Origin of the sequence: Kineobactrum sediminis (assembly GCF_002868715.1) — a bacterium.
GTDB classification, from domain to species: domain Bacteria; phylum Pseudomonadota; class Gammaproteobacteria; order Pseudomonadales; family Halieaceae; genus Kineobactrum; species Kineobactrum sediminis.
The window spans coordinates 280,338-297,448 of record NZ_PKLZ01000008.1 but is presented as its reverse complement, the minus strand read 5'-3'; the positions used below and the strand labels follow the sequence as shown (position 1 = coordinate 297,448).

Annotated in this window: 14 protein-coding genes; 6 read left to right on the top strand and 8 right to left on the bottom strand. The window is 60.2% G+C overall.

Translation table 11 applies throughout. The annotated features are described in order from the left end of the window. Window positions 1-49: 49 nt before the first annotated feature. The 6 genes from CWI75_RS11140 to modA form a co-directional block, all read right to left on the bottom strand. On the bottom strand, window positions 50-1,936 hold the full coding sequence (locus CWI75_RS11140; protein ID WP_101521571.1) for a hypothetical protein: 1,887 nt from the start codon (window positions 1,934-1,936) through the stop codon (window positions 50-52). An 11-nt stretch (window positions 1,937-1,947) separates the two neighbouring features. Then, window positions 1,948-3,177, bottom strand: coding sequence for a saccharopine dehydrogenase family protein (locus tag CWI75_RS11135; protein ID WP_101521570.1), 1,230 nt, complete (start codon window positions 3,175-3,177; stop codon window positions 1,948-1,950). Window positions 3,178-3,217: 40 nt separating this feature from the next. Continuing rightward, a complete protein-coding gene (locus CWI75_RS11130; RefSeq protein WP_101521569.1) occupies window positions 3,218-4,768 on the bottom strand; it encodes a peptide MFS transporter in 1,551 nt (516 codons plus the stop codon). A gap of 67 nt (window positions 4,769-4,835) precedes the next feature. Next, on the bottom strand, window positions 4,836-5,900 hold the full coding sequence (gene modC / locus CWI75_RS11125) for a molybdenum ABC transporter ATP-binding protein (protein WP_101521568.1): 1,065 nt from the start codon (window positions 5,898-5,900) through the stop codon (window positions 4,836-4,838). Further along, window positions 5,897-6,583 carry a molybdate ABC transporter permease subunit gene (modB, locus tag CWI75_RS11120; RefSeq protein WP_101521567.1) on the bottom strand — a complete coding sequence of 229 codons (687 nt, stop codon included), beginning with the start codon at window positions 6,581-6,583 and terminating at the stop codon, window positions 5,897-5,899. The genes modC and modB overlap by 4 nt, the downstream gene beginning before the upstream one ends. 24 nt (window positions 6,584-6,607) lie before the next feature. After that, a complete protein-coding gene (gene modA / locus CWI75_RS11115) occupies window positions 6,608-7,390 on the bottom strand; it encodes a molybdate ABC transporter substrate-binding protein (protein WP_101521566.1) in 783 nt (260 codons plus the stop codon). 170 nt (window positions 7,391-7,560) lie between these two features. Between modA and CWI75_RS11110 the strand changes: the two genes are divergently transcribed. Continuing rightward, window positions 7,561-9,219 (top strand): M28 family metallopeptidase, encoded by a 1,659-nt coding sequence (locus CWI75_RS11110; RefSeq protein WP_101521565.1) that lies wholly within the window; start codon window positions 7,561-7,563, stop codon window positions 9,217-9,219. A gap of 53 nt (window positions 9,220-9,272) precedes the next feature. On the opposite strand, the gene CWI75_RS11105 is transcribed toward CWI75_RS11110, so the two are convergent. Together CWI75_RS11105 and CWI75_RS11100 are read right to left on the bottom strand one after the other, a co-directional pair. Continuing rightward, a complete protein-coding gene (locus CWI75_RS11105) occupies window positions 9,273-10,040 on the bottom strand; it encodes an SDR family NAD(P)-dependent oxidoreductase (RefSeq protein WP_101521564.1) in 768 nt (255 codons plus the stop codon). A 26-nt stretch (window positions 10,041-10,066) separates the two neighbouring features. After that, a complete protein-coding gene (locus CWI75_RS11100; protein WP_206604703.1) occupies window positions 10,067-11,053 on the bottom strand; it encodes a tRNA dihydrouridine synthase in 987 nt (328 codons plus the stop codon). Between the two features lie 153 nt (window positions 11,054-11,206). Between CWI75_RS11100 and CWI75_RS11095 the strand changes: the two genes are divergently transcribed. The 5 genes from CWI75_RS11095 to tilS all read left to right on the top strand — a co-directional run bounded on the left by CWI75_RS11095 (window position 11,207) and on the right by tilS (window position 17,048). Then, window positions 11,207-11,467 (top strand): OadG family protein, encoded by a 261-nt coding sequence (locus tag CWI75_RS11095; protein WP_241521180.1) that lies wholly within the window; start codon window positions 11,207-11,209, stop codon window positions 11,465-11,467. Window positions 11,468-11,507: 40 nt separating this feature from the next. Beyond that, the gene (gene oadA, locus CWI75_RS11090; RefSeq protein WP_101521562.1) at window positions 11,508-13,316 is read left to right on the top strand and encodes a sodium-extruding oxaloacetate decarboxylase subunit alpha; all 1,809 of its coding nucleotides are present in this window, start codon (window positions 11,508-11,510) and stop codon (window positions 13,314-13,316) included. Window positions 13,317-13,321: 5 nt separating this feature from the next. Continuing rightward, window positions 13,322-14,626 (top strand): sodium ion-translocating decarboxylase subunit beta, encoded by a 1,305-nt coding sequence (locus CWI75_RS11085; protein WP_101521561.1) that lies wholly within the window; start codon window positions 13,322-13,324, stop codon window positions 14,624-14,626. Between the two features lie 80 nt (window positions 14,627-14,706). After that, complete coding sequence (accA, locus tag CWI75_RS11080; RefSeq protein WP_101521560.1) at window positions 14,707-15,654, top strand: acetyl-CoA carboxylase carboxyl transferase subunit alpha; 948 nt, start codon at window positions 14,707-14,709, stop codon at window positions 15,652-15,654. A gap of 29 nt (window positions 15,655-15,683) precedes the next feature. Further along, complete coding sequence (tilS, locus tag CWI75_RS11075; protein WP_101521559.1) at window positions 15,684-17,048, top strand: tRNA lysidine(34) synthetase TilS; 1,365 nt, start codon at window positions 15,684-15,686, stop codon at window positions 17,046-17,048. Window positions 17,049-17,111: the final 63 nt, after the last annotated feature.

Here is a 17,111-nt window from a genome sequence, read left to right as displayed (position 1 = left end):
TGGCGACTGCAAACGTCGAGTATAACGAAATATCGATGCAGACGTCGCCTCAGGCAGCGAGGGTAAGAATAACGGTCACGGCAATAATTAGAACAATACTGCCCGCAACAGCCAATGGGTGACGTGCCGCTACCAGGGATACCAGTATGGTGGCCGTATCTACCCGGTCTGCTTCCGCCAGTGCGGCGGTCAGTAATGGCCATGACCTGGTATCAAATTCGGGCAGTGCGGTGGGCCCGGTATAGAGAACGACATCGTCAATCATCAGGAATAAAGGATGCCAGCGTAGTTGCTTGCCTGTGCCGGTATGATAAATTCCCCGGTGGTCCACGAGGATCAGCTGTTGTCCGAGCACACCGATATGGCCGGGCAAGACACGCAGTTTTTGCAGTATATGCCGCAGGCGTAGCCCTGATTCCCCAGCTCCCGGCAGCCACTGAATATCCTTTGCATGTCGACCCAGAAGCGGAGCGTTACGGTAGTGCAGACTTTGGCATACGCGCAATCGCAGGCGCTGCCAGCCGGCAAACCCCAGTCCCAGAAGAGCGATCATCAGCAGTGCTACCAGCAGTAGATGCCCTCGAACCGAGCGTGCAACCTGTTCTTCCTGGTAATCTGCCAGCAGGTTTTGTAAATGGTTGACCTGCAGCGGCACTTCCGCCTGGCCCTGCGCATTGAATCTCAGCACCTGTGTTTGTTCGGGGTCGAGGATCAGCAGTTTCTGCTTCCAGCCCAGCAGTTTTTGGGGATAATGCCCGTCGGGTAGGCGCGCGACTGCTACCAGGTTCCATAGACTGTCGTAACGGAACAGGCCGGTTGCGCCGGTTTCGGGGTTTTCCATGCTTACCCACCACTGATCGCCGACCCAACTGAAGTCCAGGGTTCGGGAGAGTCCGGATCTGACAGCGTCAGCCGGCAACAGCAGTATTTCATCAAGCTGCTCGGCAAAGGCTTCGGGTTCATAGCGCAACACACTGATTGATGGCGCATCGATGCCGTTTATCAACAGCAGGCCTGCCTCCACCCGCAGTACCGGCTGCGATGGCAGTTGCCGTTCCGCCGAGGCCAGCAAGCGGCCCTCGGGGCTGTGCAGGGTCAACAGGTTGTTGGTCGGGTCTGCCAGAATCAGGTTGCCGCTGGCGGTCACTCGCGCAAAAGCCCTTGCCTCTGGTGTGGCCGTTTCACCGAATACCGGCTGGCACTCGCGGTTGGAAAAGCTGCATCGGTACAACGTTGTCGCTGCCGAAGGCTGTGCAACCAGTAACAGGACTTCATCAGGAGTGTTATAGGCTAACGCGGTGATGATGCCCGACAGCCCCATTTCCTGCAGGCTGGTGACATCGCGTTCAGTGCCCGAGCGGTCATGTCGCAGTAGCAGTTGGTCGGTCGCCAGCACCAGCTCGCCAGTGTCGTGGCTGGTGCCGGCGATTACCTGTGGTGGAGGTGCCGGTGGTGGAAGAATGGCACTGCTCACGGCCAGCACAAACAGCCCTGCCAGGGCGACTGCCGCGGTGATGACTCCCAGTCGACGCAAGTGCAGGGCCTGGGCCTCGCGCCTACGGGGTGCATGGCGATCGTGAAAGGGGCGCAAGGCATAGGGGTTGGGCGCCCGGCGACTGTTATGGTACGGGGACTTGGTGGCAGTGGTATCGGAGAGGTTATCCGGTATGCTGACGCTGTCTTCGCTGGGGCTTGTGGTTTTGGGTGCCACTTTGGCGAGCGCAGGCAGTGCACCCAGGCCGCGCAGCCGCGCATAGAATTCAGCGGCTTCCCTGGGGTCAAGGTTGCGTCGCAAGATAATTTCCTTGCCCGAGAAAAATTGCTCGACACGGTCGGGATCGCCAATACCAAACAGTCTGCCAAACCGGGCCTTGACAACCGCCGGCGCCTTGCCCGGCAGGATTTCGCCACTGAACGTAAGGTTAAACCGTTGCACTTTGGGGCGCCTCAGGTGATAGCCACTTCCTCAAAGGTCAGGCTCGCGTTGTTGATCAAACGTTTTAGCAAGTGTTCATTCATTGCCGAGGCCGGTGTCCAGAAGCCGCCGGCTACAGTGAGAGGATCCAGTGCCAGGCACACAGCCGCCTCGGCGAGCATGCGGGAGGTAGATCCATAACCGGGGTCAAGGTCGCCGGCAACTCGCACCCGGACATCCAGGTCGCGGTTTTCCGGGTGGCTGCCGTGAAAGAACAGTTCGTAGTAGCCCGCCTCGCGCTGTTCCGGGTCAGGACCTTCTCCCGGCGCCGGCAGGAAGCGCTGGATCAGCTTGCGTCCGGGCCCCGTAGCCAAGCCGAGCATCAGGCCGCCCAGGCCCAGGGTGTTGCGCAATGCTTCGGCGCGTGACCCGCAGAGCAGGGCCTCGTCATAACGGAATCCTCCACCCCAGGGTTTGCCCATCAGACAGTGACTGCGGCGAACGACACGTGCATTGATCGCAGCCATTATGAACGGCGAAGTCCAGCGCTCGAAATCGCTGTCATAACGTGCCCCGAATTGATCCGGTCCATCAGGGCCGGTAGTGCCGGCGGGGCAGAGCGAGTAAGGGTCAGTGAGCGCCTTGCGCGCCGCGGGGTCACTCCGCGCTTCCTCCATGGTTGTCATCATGCTGGCCACGGTACCGCCGCTGGCAGCGCCCCGATTGCGGCCCACCCGCGCAGCGACCGCATTTGCGGGGACTCCGTGGTGCTCGATCATGCGTTGCTGCAGGTACCAGGTTCCCATGTCGGAGGGAATGGAGTCGAAACCACAGGTATGTACCAGCCTGGCACCGCTGGCGTTGGCTGCGGCCTCGAAGATGGGAATCACCCGGGCCATCCACTGGACTTCTCCGGTGAGGTCACAATAGTGGGTGCCATTATTGGCGCAGGCAGCGACCAGGGGAGTGCCGTAGCGGGCATAGGGGCCTACTGTGGTGCAGACGACCCGAGTGCGCTGCGCCATGGCCACCAGACTGGCCTCATCGCTGCTGTCGGCCAGTACCAGGGATAGCTGCTCCGGATCCGTATCCGGTAGCAGGTGTCTGCGCAGGTGCTCCAGTTTGGACTGGTTGCGCCCGCCCAGTGCCCAGCGCAGGTCGCCGCCGACGCCGTAGTTCGTTACCAGGTACTCGGCAACCAGCTGCCCGGTAAAACCCGTGGCACCCCAGATGATGATGTCAAATTCACGCTGTGTAGCCATGGTATGGGCTCCTTTTACTATCAGGTCATTCGGGCATTACTCAGCGGATGCCGTGCATCATCCGGGTCAGCAGCGGCGAAAGGATCAGCTGTACTACCGCAATACCCATACCCACGTAGAACAGTGTGGTGAACAGATCCGTATAGGCCGCCAGGGCACTGCTGACGTCGGCAATACCGCCCTCGGTGATTTCCAGTGCAGCCAGTTTCGACAGCTGCGCGGCGACATGCTGGGAGTAGGCCGTAGCGAGGAACCAGGCCCCCATCATAACGCCGACAATGCTGGGTACCGCGAGCTTGGTGACGGCGGACAAACCCACCGGCGACAGGCACAATTCACCACCGGTATGTAACAGGTAAGCGAGCACCATCCAGTATCCTACCACCAGGCCGGCTTCATTCGGCGAAGCCGCTCCCACCACCAGGGCGCCAAAGCCAAGCCCGGCCTGACCGATACCCAGGGCAAACTTGACCGGGGTGCTGGGTTCAAGTCCGTGCCGCCCCAGGGTGGTCCATAGCCATGCAAATACAGGTGCCAGCAGGAAGATGAAAAAGGCGTTAAAGAACCCGAACTGGGCTGCGGTAAACTCAATGCCAAAGACATTGCGGTCCATGACCCGATCGGCAAAAAGCGTCATGGAGGCGGCACTTTGTTCGAACAGCGACCAGAACACGACGCTGGCCATGGTTAGAGCTACCAACGCGATCATTCGGCTGCGCTCGATGGCATTGCACCTGAAGGTGATAAACCAGGCGAGGGAAAGCAGCACGATGACAGCCAGGGTGTTGAGCAATACCCCTACTGCGCCATGGAATTGCAGCATCTGCCAGGCTGCGACTACGGCCGCGAAGCCACTGAGATAAATGGTCCACTCCTTGTTGATGCCCAGAGGTGATTTTTCCAGCAGCTTCGCGGGTTCGGCGGGCTCTGCATGGCCGTGCAGATACTTTTGCCCGCGCAGGAAAGTGACCAACCCAAAGAGCATGCCAATGCCTGCAGCGCCAAAACCGTAACCCCAGCCATAAGTGACACCCAGGTACCCACACAGCAGGGTGGCGGAGAACGCGCCCAGATTGATGCCCATGTAAAAAATTGTAAAACCCGCGTCCCGGCGCGGGTCATCCACCGCGTACAGGCGGCCCACAATAGTGGAGATATTGGGTTTGAGAAAACCGACCCCAACCACGATCAGGCCCAGTGAAAAGTAGAAGACCTGCAGGGCGCGGTCATCGCGGATAACGGTATCCCCTACCAGCCGGGCCTGCTCACCTTCAACGGCCATCCCCAGGTGGCCCAATACCAGCAGCAGGCCACCAAAAATAACCGACTTGCGCATACCCAGGTAACGATCGGCCAGGAGGCCGCCGATCACCGGCATGGCGTAAACCAGCGCGGCATAGCCACCGAGTACTTCCAGGCCGTTGACATCGGAGAACAGGTGATACTTGGTGAGATACAGCAGTAAAAGATACTTCATGCCGTAAAAGGAAAATCGTTCCCACAATTCGGTGGTGAAACAGACAAAAAGCCCTGCGGGATGACCAAAAAAACCGGTATCTGTAACAGGGTCAACGGTACTTGTTATTGTCATTCAAACTATCCTTTTCAGCGCTGTAGTTGAATATGCGAATGTGATATTGGGCAAGGGTACCACCGTTTCAAAGCAGCAGCGCCACCGATTTTACCAGTGCATACAACTTGAGACCGGGCTGCAATCCCAGCCGTTCTGCGGACCAGGGGGTGACCTCGGACAGCAGCAACTGGCCATCGGCCATGTGGCAGGCGACAAGGCAACGTTGTTCATCCAGTCGGGTGATGGTGGCGATCGTCACCGCCAGTTGATTCTGGATACTGATCTGTTGCGGTAACGCCAGCGCCAGGCTGACATCCCTTGCAAGTACCCGCAGGCGCAGGCGCTTGCCGACAGGTTCATCACTGTATACCCAGAGCTGTGCCGCGGGCAGTCCCAGGGGACGCAGGCCGTGCCTGTTCACAGGGCCGAGTTCACCTTCCAGCAATGAGGTGGCACCGTTGTCTTCAAACAGGGGTGAGTCTGGCCTGCTCAGTGTTGCACGCAACGATTCGATGCGTTCAATCGTGCCCGCGCGTATGAAAGCGACCCGGTCCGCAAGGCGGGTGACCTCATCGGGAGCATGGCTGACCATGATAATGGGCACGCTTGACTGTTCAGCCATGCGGGCGAGAAACGGCATGATCTCGCGTCGACTTGCGGTATCCAGTGCCGATAGCGGTTCGTCCAGTAGCAGTAATTGCGGACTGATCAGCAGCGCCCGCCCGAGTGATACCCGTTGCCGCTCGCCACCGGACAGCTGATCAACGGGGCGTGCCAGTAATTCGGTAAGCCCCAGCATTTCTGCGACTTCGGGTAAATGCAGCCGGCGCTCGGCAGTGGGGGTTCGATTGTAGCCATACGCCAGATTGCCGTGGACCGAGAGATGTGGGAGCAGGCTGTGCTCCTGAAATACGAGGCCGATACGCCGCCGATGCAGCGGCACAAAAACGCGGCCATGCTGCCAGCACTGGTCGCCGAAATAGACCTGCGCATCGCGCGTACGCTCAAGGCCCGCGATGATGCGCAGCAAGGTGGTCTTACCGCTGCCGGAGGGCCCGAATAGCGCGCTCACGCCCTCCAGGGGCAATGTGATATCGATGCTGAGCTGAAAGTCCCTCCGGGTGAGGCTTGCCCGTAGCCGTAGTGTCATATCCTGGCAATCTCCGCCCGCCGGCTGAAGGTGTAGACAATGAAGAGAGTGAAGAATGAAAACAATAACAGCAGCAGCGACAACCGGTGCGCACCATCATAGTTCATGGCTTCGGTATGGTCGTATATCAGCACCGAAAGCACCCGGGTCTCGCCGGGGATGCTGCCGCCCAGCATCAGGATGACACCGAATTCCCCGAGCGTATGGGCGAAGGTCAGGGTAGCCGCGACGACAAAGCCGCCCCGGGTCAGTGGCAGGGTAACTGTAAAGAACCGATCAAGTGCACCGGCCCCGAGTGAGCTGGCGACTTCCACCGGGCGTCGCCCCAGGTTACTGAAAGCCTGGTGCAGGGGTTGCACGGCGAAGGGCAGGGAGTACAGTACCGAGCCGACCAGAATACCACCGAAAGAGAAGGCAAGATGGTTCAGTCCGATAGCTTCAAGCGCTTCGCCCACAGGTCCGCGCGGGCCCAGCACTATCAGTAAATAAAAGCCCAGCACCGTCGGCGGCAGTACCAGCGGCAGGGCCACAACGGCCTGCAGGGCCACCCTGCCGGGCGAGCGACCCGAGGATAGCCACCAGGCCAGTGGGGTAGCGATAAACAGGAGGATCACGGTGGTATAGAGACACAACCGCAATGTCACTGTAATGGCTTGCCAATCCTGGGGCCCCAGCTCAAACATGACGGCTCCGGGGTTCCCGGGAAATCACAAAGTGGGCTCGCCGGGTGGGGCGAAACCGTATCGGGCCATGACAGCGCGGGCAATATCGGTGGTCATGAAACGGGCGAAGCTCAGGGCCGCGGCGTTGTTATCCGCTCGACGGGTAACAACGTAGGCCTGGCGTAAAGGCTGGTGCTTGCTGGCCGGAATCAGGTGATACGGGTGTTGCGCCAGGCGCGGGAATTCTGCCAGTGACAGCGCGATGATGCCCACGGTGGCGGCACCGGATTCTGCCATTTGCGCGGCTTGCGCTATGTTTTCGGCAAATACCAGCCTGGATTGGACCTGCTCCCAGATGCCGGCAGCCTGCAACGCTTCCTGTGCCCGCAGCCCGTAGGGTGCGTGAGCGGGTTGGGCGATCGCAATGTGCTCAATATCACTGCCAGTCAGGTCGGCGAGGGTGAGGGCACTCGCGTCCAGGATACTGCTCCAGAGGACGATGCGGCCTGTTGCATAGGGTACCGGGTCCGTTGCTGTGAAACCCTGTGCCTGTAATTGTTGCGGGTAGCTGATGTCGGCGGAAAAAAACAGGTCGTAGGGTGCCCCGTTACTGATTTGGGTACTCATCTTGCCGGACGAACCATAGACCACACGCACATCCTGGTCCGGATTCTGTTCCCGCCAGGCGGTGACTATTTCCTCCAGCGCAAAGCGCAGGTCGGAAGCGGCGGCAATGGTAAGGCTGTTGGCGCGTGCAGTGCAGGCAAACACCGACAACAACAGGATGGCGAGTAGGCGGGCGCTGACGGCGGTAGGGCGGTAAATCATGACGGGCACCGGTGGATTCTGGTAATTACCAGGACAAGCGAGGCAGTATATCGGCTGATTCGCCAACTCGGCAATGCGAGCGCGGCGTCCTGTCATTATGCCCTGATAGGCGCCGCCGGTATTACGCGGTATGATCGGCAGCCTATCGGTAATAGCCTAACGGAAATAGTATGATCAAATTCAGTAGCGTATGGGCCGGAGGGTTGCTGATGGCGGCCGCGACGGTTTTTGCCGAGCCTTCCACAGCGACGGTCGAGGCACAAATAGTCAAAGACCTGCATCTGCATATCGCAGAGCTGGCGGACGATTCCTACGCGGGTCGTGAGCCTGGCACGGCGGGTGAGGAAAAAACCATTGCCTGGCTGGAGGCTGCGTTCACGGACCTGGGCACCACGCCCGGTAATAAAGGTAGCTGGTTCCAGGAAGTGCCCATTACCTCGGTCACCAGCGCCTCTTCTGCGGTGCTGGCCATTCGGGGCCCCGATTTCAGTGCTGACTGGGCGTATGGTGAGGAAATGATGGTGGCGACCCAGCAGCAGGTCGCCGCCACCGGTATCAGCGCTTCCGAACTGGTGTTTGTGGGCTATGGTATTAACGCGCCGGAACGTGGCTGGAACGATTACGCCGGCATCGATGTAACCGGCAAGACCGTGGTGGTGCTGATCAATGACCCGGGCTTTGCGACCCAGGACCCGGCGCTGTTCAACGGCAATGCCATGACCTATTACGGGCGCTGGGACTACAAGTACGCGGAAGCGGCGCGCCAGGGTGCTGCGGGCGTACTGATCGTGCACGAGACCGATGCGGCAGCCTATCCCTGGGAAGTTGTCAGAAACAGCTGGTCCGGGGCCAATATCGGTCTTACGGCCGACAACGGCAACCGGGACAAGGTGGCAATAGAAGGCTGGATTCCGGTGCAACAGGCAGAGGCCCTGTTTGCCGCCAGTGGACGGGATTATCATGCCAGCAAGCGCGCAGCGTTGGACGCCAACTTCAAGGCCGAGCCACTGCAGGGCTTCACGGCTTCCGTGCAGCTGCAGAATACGCTCGGAAGCAGCCTGTCGCGTAACGTGGCGGCGCTGATCCCGGGGTCTGAACACCCCGAGGAAGTGATTATCTACACAGCGCACTGGGATCATCTTGGCGTGCGTCCGGATGATGCCGGCGATAATATTTACAATGGTGCCAGTGATAACGCCTCGGGTATCGCCGGGCTGTTTGCGCTGGCCAGGCAGTTCATGCAGGCCGAGACCGCGCCCGCGCGTTCAATCCTGTTCCTCGCGGTTACCGCCGAGGAGTCGGGTTTGCTCGGTTCGAAGTATTACAGCGAAAACCCGATCTTTGCGCCTGCCCATACCGTGGCCAATTTCAACATGGACAATATCGCTGCCGGCAATATCGGCAAAACCCGCGATGTCGCGGTAGTCGGTTTCGGCAACAGTGAACTGGAAAATTATCTCGCGGCGGCGGCAACTGCCCAGGGGCGGACGCTGGTGCAGGAACCCTATCCTGAAAAAGGCTCCTATTACCGCTCGGATCACTTTTCCCTGGCCAAGGTCGGCATTCCGGCGCTGTACCTGACCAATGCCACCGACAGTGTGGAACATGGCAAAGCCTGGGGAGACGCCCGGCTCAAGGACTATACAGCCAACCACTATCACAAGCCCTCCGACGAGTACGATCCTGCCTGGGATTTGTCGGGCGCGGCGCAGGAAGTATTGTTGCTACTGCACATGGGCAGTGAACTTGCCGGCAATCGGGATTTCCCACGCTGGCACCAGGGGGTGGAATTTGCACCTGTTCGCGAGCAGTCCCTGAACGAAAAGTGACTATGGTTCCCGGGAGCCTGTCGCGCTTTCCCGGGCTATGAGCGTTTAAGCCCTTAAGTCTCCTGGCGCCGTGCGATATTGAACGGCGACCAGGACTGGCTCACTGCCATCATTTCCAGGGAATTGACATTCAGGTGGGCGGGCAACGTCGCCAGCCAGAAGATGGTAGCGGCAATGTCCTCCGGTTGAATGGGATCGGCGCCGGCATAAAGCGCATCGTGTGCGTCCTGGTTGCCACCCGTGCGTACCAGGGTGAATTCACTTTCTGAAAGCCCTGGCGCAAGGCAGCTCACCCTGACACCGGTTCCCTGAAGATCGCTGCGCAGAGCCAGGGAAAACTGCTCGACAAAGGCTTTGGTGCCGCAATAGACATTGCCGCCGGGGTAGGGCCAGTGGCCCGCGACCGATCCGATATTAATGATACTGGCACCGCGCCCTGTGCGAATCAGCGCAGGCAGCAAGGCGTGGGTAACGGTAGTCAGGCCACGCACGTTGGTATCGATCATCTGGTGCCAGTCGCTGAGCCGGGACTCGCTCGCGGGTGCGGTACCCAGCGCCAGGCCCGCATTGTTGACCAGGGTGTGGATGTCGCAAAAGGGCGAAGGCAGCGTCGCGAGGGCCGCCACGACGGCATCGGTATCGCGTACATCCAGCTGTAGCGCCAGCACTTCGCAGCTGTCGGCCAGTTCGGTAGCCAGTGTTTCCAGTCGTTCCTCGCGACGGCCGCTGATAACCAGACGCCAGCCATCCTCGGCAAAACGGCGCGCACAGGCCAAACCAAAGCCCGAGGTGGCGCCGGTGATGAAAACGGTCTTGGTCATGATGGGTATCCTTGAGGTGTTGACGTTCAGGCAGCCGAGGCATGCTGTGAACAGATTTTTCGTGCCTCGAGCTGATCCGCGATAATCAGGTGAATTGCAGCCGGGTCATGCAGGCGCTTGATAGCCTCAAACAGTAGGGCAGCCTCGGGATAGGTGTTGCGCAGGTAAGCCAGCCATTGCTTGAGGGGGTTGGCTGCATGGCGTTGTTCATAGCTCGCCAGGTTGACCTCGAAAAAACGCTGCAACAAGGGCACGATATCGAGCCACTCCAGCGCCTGCAAGGACTCTCCCGCCACCGCAGCCTTTACCAGGCGCGGCAGATCGGGACGGGAAAGCGCGCCCCTGCCCAGCATGAGGTCGCGGCATCGGCTGGCCTGCTGGCAGTTAAGCGCATCTTGCGGACGCCAGATTTCGCCATTGGCAATAAGGGGGATGGACGTCACTTCGCGGGCTCGTGCGATCTCGTCCCACCACGCTGGAGGGCGGTAGCCATCGTCGCGGGTGCGGGCATGGATGGCGAGTTCGGTGGCGCCGGCCTCGGTGATCGCGACGACATTGTCCAGAAACCGTGAGCGGTCTTCAAAGCCCAGTCGAATCTTGACGGTCACCGGGACAGTGGCGGGCACCGCCTTGCGCACCTGGCTGACAATGTTGCTCACCCGTTGCGGTTCCCGGAGAATGATGGCGCCCCCATCCGAACGGTTAACGGTTTTGGCGGGACAGCCGAAATTGAGATCGATACCGGGTGCGCCAAGTTCGGCACAACGGGCGGCGTTGGCTGCCATTGGAGCGGCTTTGCCACCGAGCAGCTGCACATACACGGGGGTGCCGGCCACGGTCCTGCCGCCGCTGGTGAGCTCCGGACATAACCGGTAAAACACCCGCGGGGGCAATACCTGTTCACCGACCCGCACGAATTCGGTAACACAGCGGTCGATGCCCCCGAGATCGGTGAGCAGCGCGCGCATGGTATGGTCAATTACGCCTTGCATCGGCGCCAGTAGTAGTCGCAAGATCAGCCCCTCATGTTGGGCCCCAGTATACCTGCTACGCTTTAGCGTTGCTGCAATGAAACCGGGGCGGGGCGGCATTACGCAAATTGGCGCCGGCCACCCTTCTTGATTTATCATAGCGACAGGGTTTTTTAGACTGAGGCGTTATATAGCGTGGCGGAACAGGCCGATATTTTCATGCAGGGCGTTGAGCTGATGGTGTTTGGCATCGGCTCGGTGGCGGTATTTCTGTCCCTGCTGGTTGTTGTCACCAGCCTGACGTCGCGGCTGATGACGCGATATTTCCCGGAGGCCGAGCCGTTACCGGTAATGCCTCGCGCGCAGCGCCCCGCCCCTGTTGCCGGCGCTGAAGATGCACAGCTAACGGCCGTTATCGCCGCAGCGATCCACCGCCATCGGGCCGGCAAGCACTGAGCGGGCCGGGCTAATGAGCTACTTATGAGGTTGTCCTCCCATGCACGATAACAAACGCCCCCTGGGTATCACCGATGTCGTTCTTCGCGACGCGCACCAGTCCCTGCTGGCCACTCGCATGCGGCTGGATGACATGCTGCCCATTGCCGCAGAACTCGACAAGGTCGGTTTCTGGTCCCTGGAGTCCTGGGGAGGTGCCACGTTCGATGCCTGTATCCGCTACCTGGGCGAAGACCCGTGGGTGCGTATCCGTGAACTCAAGCAGGCCATGCCCCGGACCCCGCAGCAGATGCTCTTGAGGGGGCAGAATATTCTCGGTTATCGCCATTATGCCGATGACGTCGTGCGCAAGTTCGTTGAACGTGCGGCTCACAACGGCGTTGATGTATTCAGGGTATTTGATGCCATGAATGATATGCGCAATATTGAAGTGGCGCTGCAGGCGGTAAAGGCCGTGGGCAAGCACGCCCAGGGTACCATCTCTTACACCTTAAGCCCGGTACACAGCATTGATACCTGGATTGACCAGGGTAAGCGCATAGAGGATATGGGTGCGGACTCCATTGCCATCAAGGATATGGCGGGCCTGTTGCGACCTTATGAGGGCTTTGAACTGGTAAAACGGCTGAAAGCAAGTTGCGCCATTCCCATCCATATGCAGTGCCACGCCACGACCGGCCTGTCCACCGCGACCATTCTCAAGTGTGTCGAAGCCGGTATCGATAACGTGGATACTTCCATTTCCTCGATGTCCATGACCTATGGTCACTCTCCCACCGAGTCCGTGGTGGCCATACTTGCGGGTACCGAGCGCGACACCGGCCTGGATATCGAACAGCTGGCCTCGATAGCCGCCTATTTCCGCGAAGTGCGAAAAAAGTACCAGCATTTCGAAGGCTCCCTGCGCGGAGTGGATGCCCGTATCCTGGTTGCCCAGGTGCCCGGCGGTATGCTGACCAATATGGAGAGCCAGCTGCGGGAACAGGGTGCCGCCGATAAAATGGATGCCGTGCTGGAGGAAATACCACGGGTCCGCGAAGACCTGGGGTTTATTCCCCTGGTAACGCCTACCTCACAGATTGTGGGTACCCAGGCCGTTATCAATGTGCTTACCGGAGAGCGCTATCAATCCATTTCACGTGAGACCGCGGGTGTACTCAAGGGCGAGTACGGCGCCACCCCGGCACCGGTGAACAAGGCATTGCAGGAACGGGTACTCGAGGGTGCAGAAGTGATTACCTGTCGACCTGCGGATTTGCTGGAACCGGAGATGGATGCGCTGACCTCGGAACTGCATAGCCTGGCGGAGGAAAAGGGCATTGCGCTGGCCAGTGGCGATAACGAAGTGGACGATGTGCTGACCTACGCGCTGTTTCCACAGATTGGGCTGAGGTTTCTCGAACACCGCGGCGACCCCGACGCTTTTGAGCCGGTGCCAACAGCGGCCGCTGATGTCGAGGCCGCGCCGGAAAGCTCGCCAGCGGTTGCCGCTGCAACAACCGAAGCCGCTGTGTACACGGTGAAGGTGAACGGTCAGGCCTACGTGGTGGAAGTGGCTGAAGGTGGCGATATAAGCTCGGTGGCGGCGTCATCGCCGCAACCGCAGCAACTGCCGCAGACCCAGGCCGAGGCGCAGGGCCAGCCGCTGCCCGCGCCCCTGGCGGGCAATATCTTCAAGGTGACAGTGGCACCCGGCGATACCGTGAGTGCCGGCGATATCATCGTCATACTCGAGGCGATGAAGATGGAAACCGAGGTGCGCGCGCCGCGGGATGGCAGGGTCGCGAGTGTTGAAGTCAAGGTCGGCGACACCGTAGTCGTGGGCGACACACTGATTACCCTGGATTAACCCCAATGGATAACCTGTTACGGCTGTGGCACTCCACCGGCCTTGCCCAGTTCGAGCCCGGCCAGGCGTTCATGATCCTGGTGGGCATCGCGCTATTGTTCCTTGCGATTCGCAAGGGATTTGAGCCGCTGCTGCTGGTGCCGATAGGTTTTGGCGGCATCATGGCCAATATCCCCGGTGCCGGGCTGGCCTATTCGGCGGCGGAAAACGCCATTTATGGCGGTGATCCGCAGGTGCTGGCACAAATGGCAACGGCCCTCGGCGCCAATGCCCTGGAGAGTGGCAAGGCACTGCTGGCGGCGCTTTCCCAGGCGGGTGCCGCAGAGCACCTGACGGCAACCCGCGTCGCGGAAGCGGCCGGCTATGCCGACGGCATGCTGCATAGCTTTTATGTGGTGGCTATCGCCAGCGGGGTTGCGCCGCTGGTTATCTTTATGGGCGTCGGAGCAATGACCGATTTCGGGCCCCTGCTGGCGAATCCGAAAACGCTGTTTCTGGGTGCGGCCGCCCAGTTTGGCATCTTTGCCACGGTGCTTGGCGCCGTGGGCCTCACCGCCCTGGGAGTGATGGATTTCAGCCTGGCGGATGCCGCGGCGATCGGCATTATCGGTGGTGCCGACGGGCCTACCGCCATTTACGTATCCAGTGTCCTGGCACCTGACCTGCTCGGTCCCATCGCCGTGGCGGCGTATTCATACATGGCGCTGGTGCCGTTGATCCAGCCGCCAATCATGCGCGCCCTGACCACTGAAGCCGAGCGCAGGATAGTAATGACCCAGCTGCGGGTGGTCTCGCGCCGTGAAAAAATCGTATTCCCGCTGGTACTGTTGATCCTGGTGGCACTGTTGCTGCCGGCAGCTGCGCCGTTACTGGGTATGTTCTGTTTCGGTAACCTGATGAAAGAATGTGGCGTGGTGGGGCGCCTGACCGATACCGCCCAGAATGCGCTGATTAACATCACTACGATTTTCCTGGGGCTGTCGGTAGGCTCCAAACTGGTGGCGGACAAGTTCCTTGATATCAACACTCTGGGCATTCTTGCCCTGGGCATTGTGGCTTTTGCGATTGGCACCGCGTCCGGGGTGTTGATTGCCAAGTTGATGAACCGCTTTGGCAGCACCCCCCTGAACCCGCTGATAGGTTCCGCGGGCGTCTCGGCAGTGCCGATGGCAGCGCGGGTCAGTAACAAGCTCGGCCTGGAAGCAGACCCCCATAATTACCTGTTGATGCATGCCATGGGGCCCAATGTGGCGGGTGTCGTTGGCTCTGCGGTAGCGGCCGGGGTAATGATCAGTCTGGTCGGCGGCTGAAACCCGTCGCCGCAAGATTGGTGCCTGGGCGATTAATTTTGTACACTGGCGTCCTTCGATTCTGTTGAGAAAGAGACTGCATGAACCCCAATTACCTTGATTTTGAACAGCCCATCGCCGAGCTTGAGGTCAAGATCGAAGAGCTGCAGTTGGTGGGGTCCGATGCCGACATCAATATCAGTGAAGAGATTCGTACCCTGCGTGAAAAGAGCGCCAGGCTCACGGAAAAGATCTTTACCAATCTCAGCGCCTGGGACACGGTCAAGGTCGCCCGTCACCCCCAGCGTCCCTACACCCTGGATTATCTGCCACGGGTATTTACTGATTTTGATGAGCTGCACGGTGACCGCCACTTCGGAGACGATCACGCCATTGTAGGCGGTATCGCCCGTTTGCGTGGTCGCCCGGTGATGGTTATCGGCCAGGAAAAGGGGCGCGCGGTCCGGGACAAGGTCATGCGTAATTTCGGGATGCCCAAACCCGAAGGCTATCGCAAGGCCCTGCGCCTAATGCAGATGGCCGAACGCTTCAAGATGCCGGTTATCACCCTGATCGATACCCCCGGGGCGTATCCAGGCATCGATTCCGAGGAACGTGGGATCAGTGAGGCCATCGCCCAGAACCTTGCTGCCATGTCGCGGCTGGCGACACCCGTTGTCTGCGTGGTTATCGGTGAAGGTAGTTCCGGCGGTGCGCTGGGTATCGGTGTTGGCGATCACCTGGTGATGTTGCAGTACGCGACCTATTTCGTGATTTCACCGGAAGGGTGCGCCAATATCATCTGGAAAAGTACGGCCAATGCACCCGATGCCGCCGCAGCCATGGGGGTGACCTCATCGGTGTTGCAGGAGTTGGGTATTATCGATGCCACCATCCCGGAGCCCATGGGTGGCGCTCATCGTGATGTCGACCTGATGGCGGAGCGTATCCAGGCGCATCTCGTCGGCCAGCTGGAACGGCTGGAGCAGATTCCGCTGGAGGAAATGCTTGAACAGCGCTACCAGCGCCTGATGTCCTACGGCAACTGACTCCGTTGCCACCGCCGGGTGGTTGATGCATGAATACTGCTGATGCCCTGGAACTTTCGTCCCTGGCGCCTGCACTGAAGGTTCTGGAGCCGGCGCGACGCTGGTTGCTGGCCTTTAGTGGCGGGCTTGATTCCACAGTCCTGTTGCACCTTCTGAACCGTTATTGCCTTTCCTGTCCGCAACCTCCCGAGCTTGTCGCTGTGCATGTTAACCATGGCTTGCAGGCGCAGGCCCAGGCCTGGGAGCTGCATTGCCGGCAGGTTTGTGCCGGGCTCGAGGTGCCTCTTGTGGTGCGTCGGGTAGAGGTGGCCTGTGCCGGAAAAGGTGTTGAGGCAGCGGCTCGCGATGCGCGCTACCACGCGCTTGCCGAGTTGCTGGAGCCAGGGGATGCAGTGTTTTTCGCCCATCACCAGGACGATCAGCTGGAAACCATTCTGCTGCGTCTTTTGCGCGGCGCCGGCCTCCGCGGCCTGCAGGGTATGCCGTCGAGGCGCCCGTTCGGCAGTCAGGTATTGCACCGGCCCCTGCTGGCTTTTCCCCGCCATGCCCTCGCAGAGTACGCCCGCAGGCATCGATTGGCCTGGGTGGAAGATCCTTCCAATACCGACATCTCCCACGACCGCAATTTCCTGCGGCACGAGATTGTTCCCTTATTGGAGCAGCGCTGGCCGGCGGTCCGCGAGACCGCTACCCGCTCCGCACGCCAGTTGGCGGCTTCGGCAAATGTTCTACAGCAGTTACTGCCGGCGCCCGTAGCGGTCACCAGTATCTTCGGAGATCCCGGCATGGCATTACCCGATCTGCTGGATATGCCGCTCGATATGCGAGTGCTGGTGCTGCGGGACTGGTTGGCCGGGCAGCATCTGCCGATGCCCGCCCAGGCTCCAATGCTCGAATTTCTGCGCCAGCTCGCTGCCGGGGGTAGTCCGGTACTTGATTGTGGTGGCTATCGGCTGCAGCGTTTTGGCGATGGCGTATACCGGCTGCCCGTAATGGAGCCGGGACCATGGAATCATTCCCTGGACCCTGCCGTGAGGCTGGCGCCAGGCGATGTACTGTCCTTGCCGGGGGTGGGGGAGCTTTCCCTGCAGGCGGCCGGCTCCGGCCCTGGTATCCTGCTTGAACCGGGTGAGCACCTTACCCTGGGCTGGCGTCGCGGCGGCGAGCGCTGTCGGCCACTGGGGCGCAACGGCAGCCAGCGCCTGAAGAAGCTGCTGCAGGAGGCCGCCGTGCCGCCCTGGTGGCGCGACAGGGTGCCACTACTGTACCTGGCGGGGGAGCTGGTGGCGGTGGCAGACCTGTGGTTCTGTGTCTCCAGCCGGGTCGTTCCCGGCGGGGACGAGGAAGTCTGGCGACCAGACTGGATACGAAATACTTACACTGCTGCGGATTGAGCTGAACGCCCCTTTCTGCTAATCTGATTTCCCATCTTTTCGCCGGTTTCGCGCTCTCCCGCC

Coding starts and splice junctions, on each gene's coding strand:
- oadA (WP_101521562.1), top strand. CDS start 11,508: ATGCACGATAACAAACGCCCCCTGGGTATCACCGATGTCGTTCTTCGC.
- modB (WP_101521567.1), bottom strand. CDS start 6,583: ATGTTTGAGCTGGGGCCCCAGGATTGGCAAGCCATTACAGTGACATTG.
- tilS (WP_101521559.1), top strand. CDS start 15,684: ATGAATACTGCTGATGCCCTGGAACTTTCGTCCCTGGCGCCTGCACTG.
- CWI75_RS11085 (WP_101521561.1), top strand. CDS start 13,322: ATGGATAACCTGTTACGGCTGTGGCACTCCACCGGCCTTGCCCAGTTC.
- CWI75_RS11135 (WP_101521570.1), bottom strand. CDS start 3,177: ATGGCTACACAGCGTGAATTTGACATCATCATCTGGGGTGCCACGGGT.
- modC (WP_101521568.1), bottom strand. CDS start 5,900: ATGACACTACGGCTACGGGCAAGCCTCACCCGGAGGGACTTTCAGCTC.
- CWI75_RS11130 (WP_101521569.1), bottom strand. CDS start 4,768: ATGACAATAACAAGTACCGTTGACCCTGTTACAGATACCGGTTTTTTT.
- CWI75_RS11110 (WP_101521565.1), top strand. CDS start 7,561: ATGATCAAATTCAGTAGCGTATGGGCCGGAGGGTTGCTGATGGCGGCC.
- modA (WP_101521566.1), bottom strand. CDS start 7,390: ATGATTTACCGCCCTACCGCCGTCAGCGCCCGCCTACTCGCCATCCTG.
- accA (WP_101521560.1), top strand. CDS start 14,707: ATGAACCCCAATTACCTTGATTTTGAACAGCCCATCGCCGAGCTTGAG.
- CWI75_RS11105 (WP_101521564.1), bottom strand. CDS start 10,040: ATGACCAAGACCGTTTTCATCACCGGCGCCACCTCGGGCTTTGGTTTG.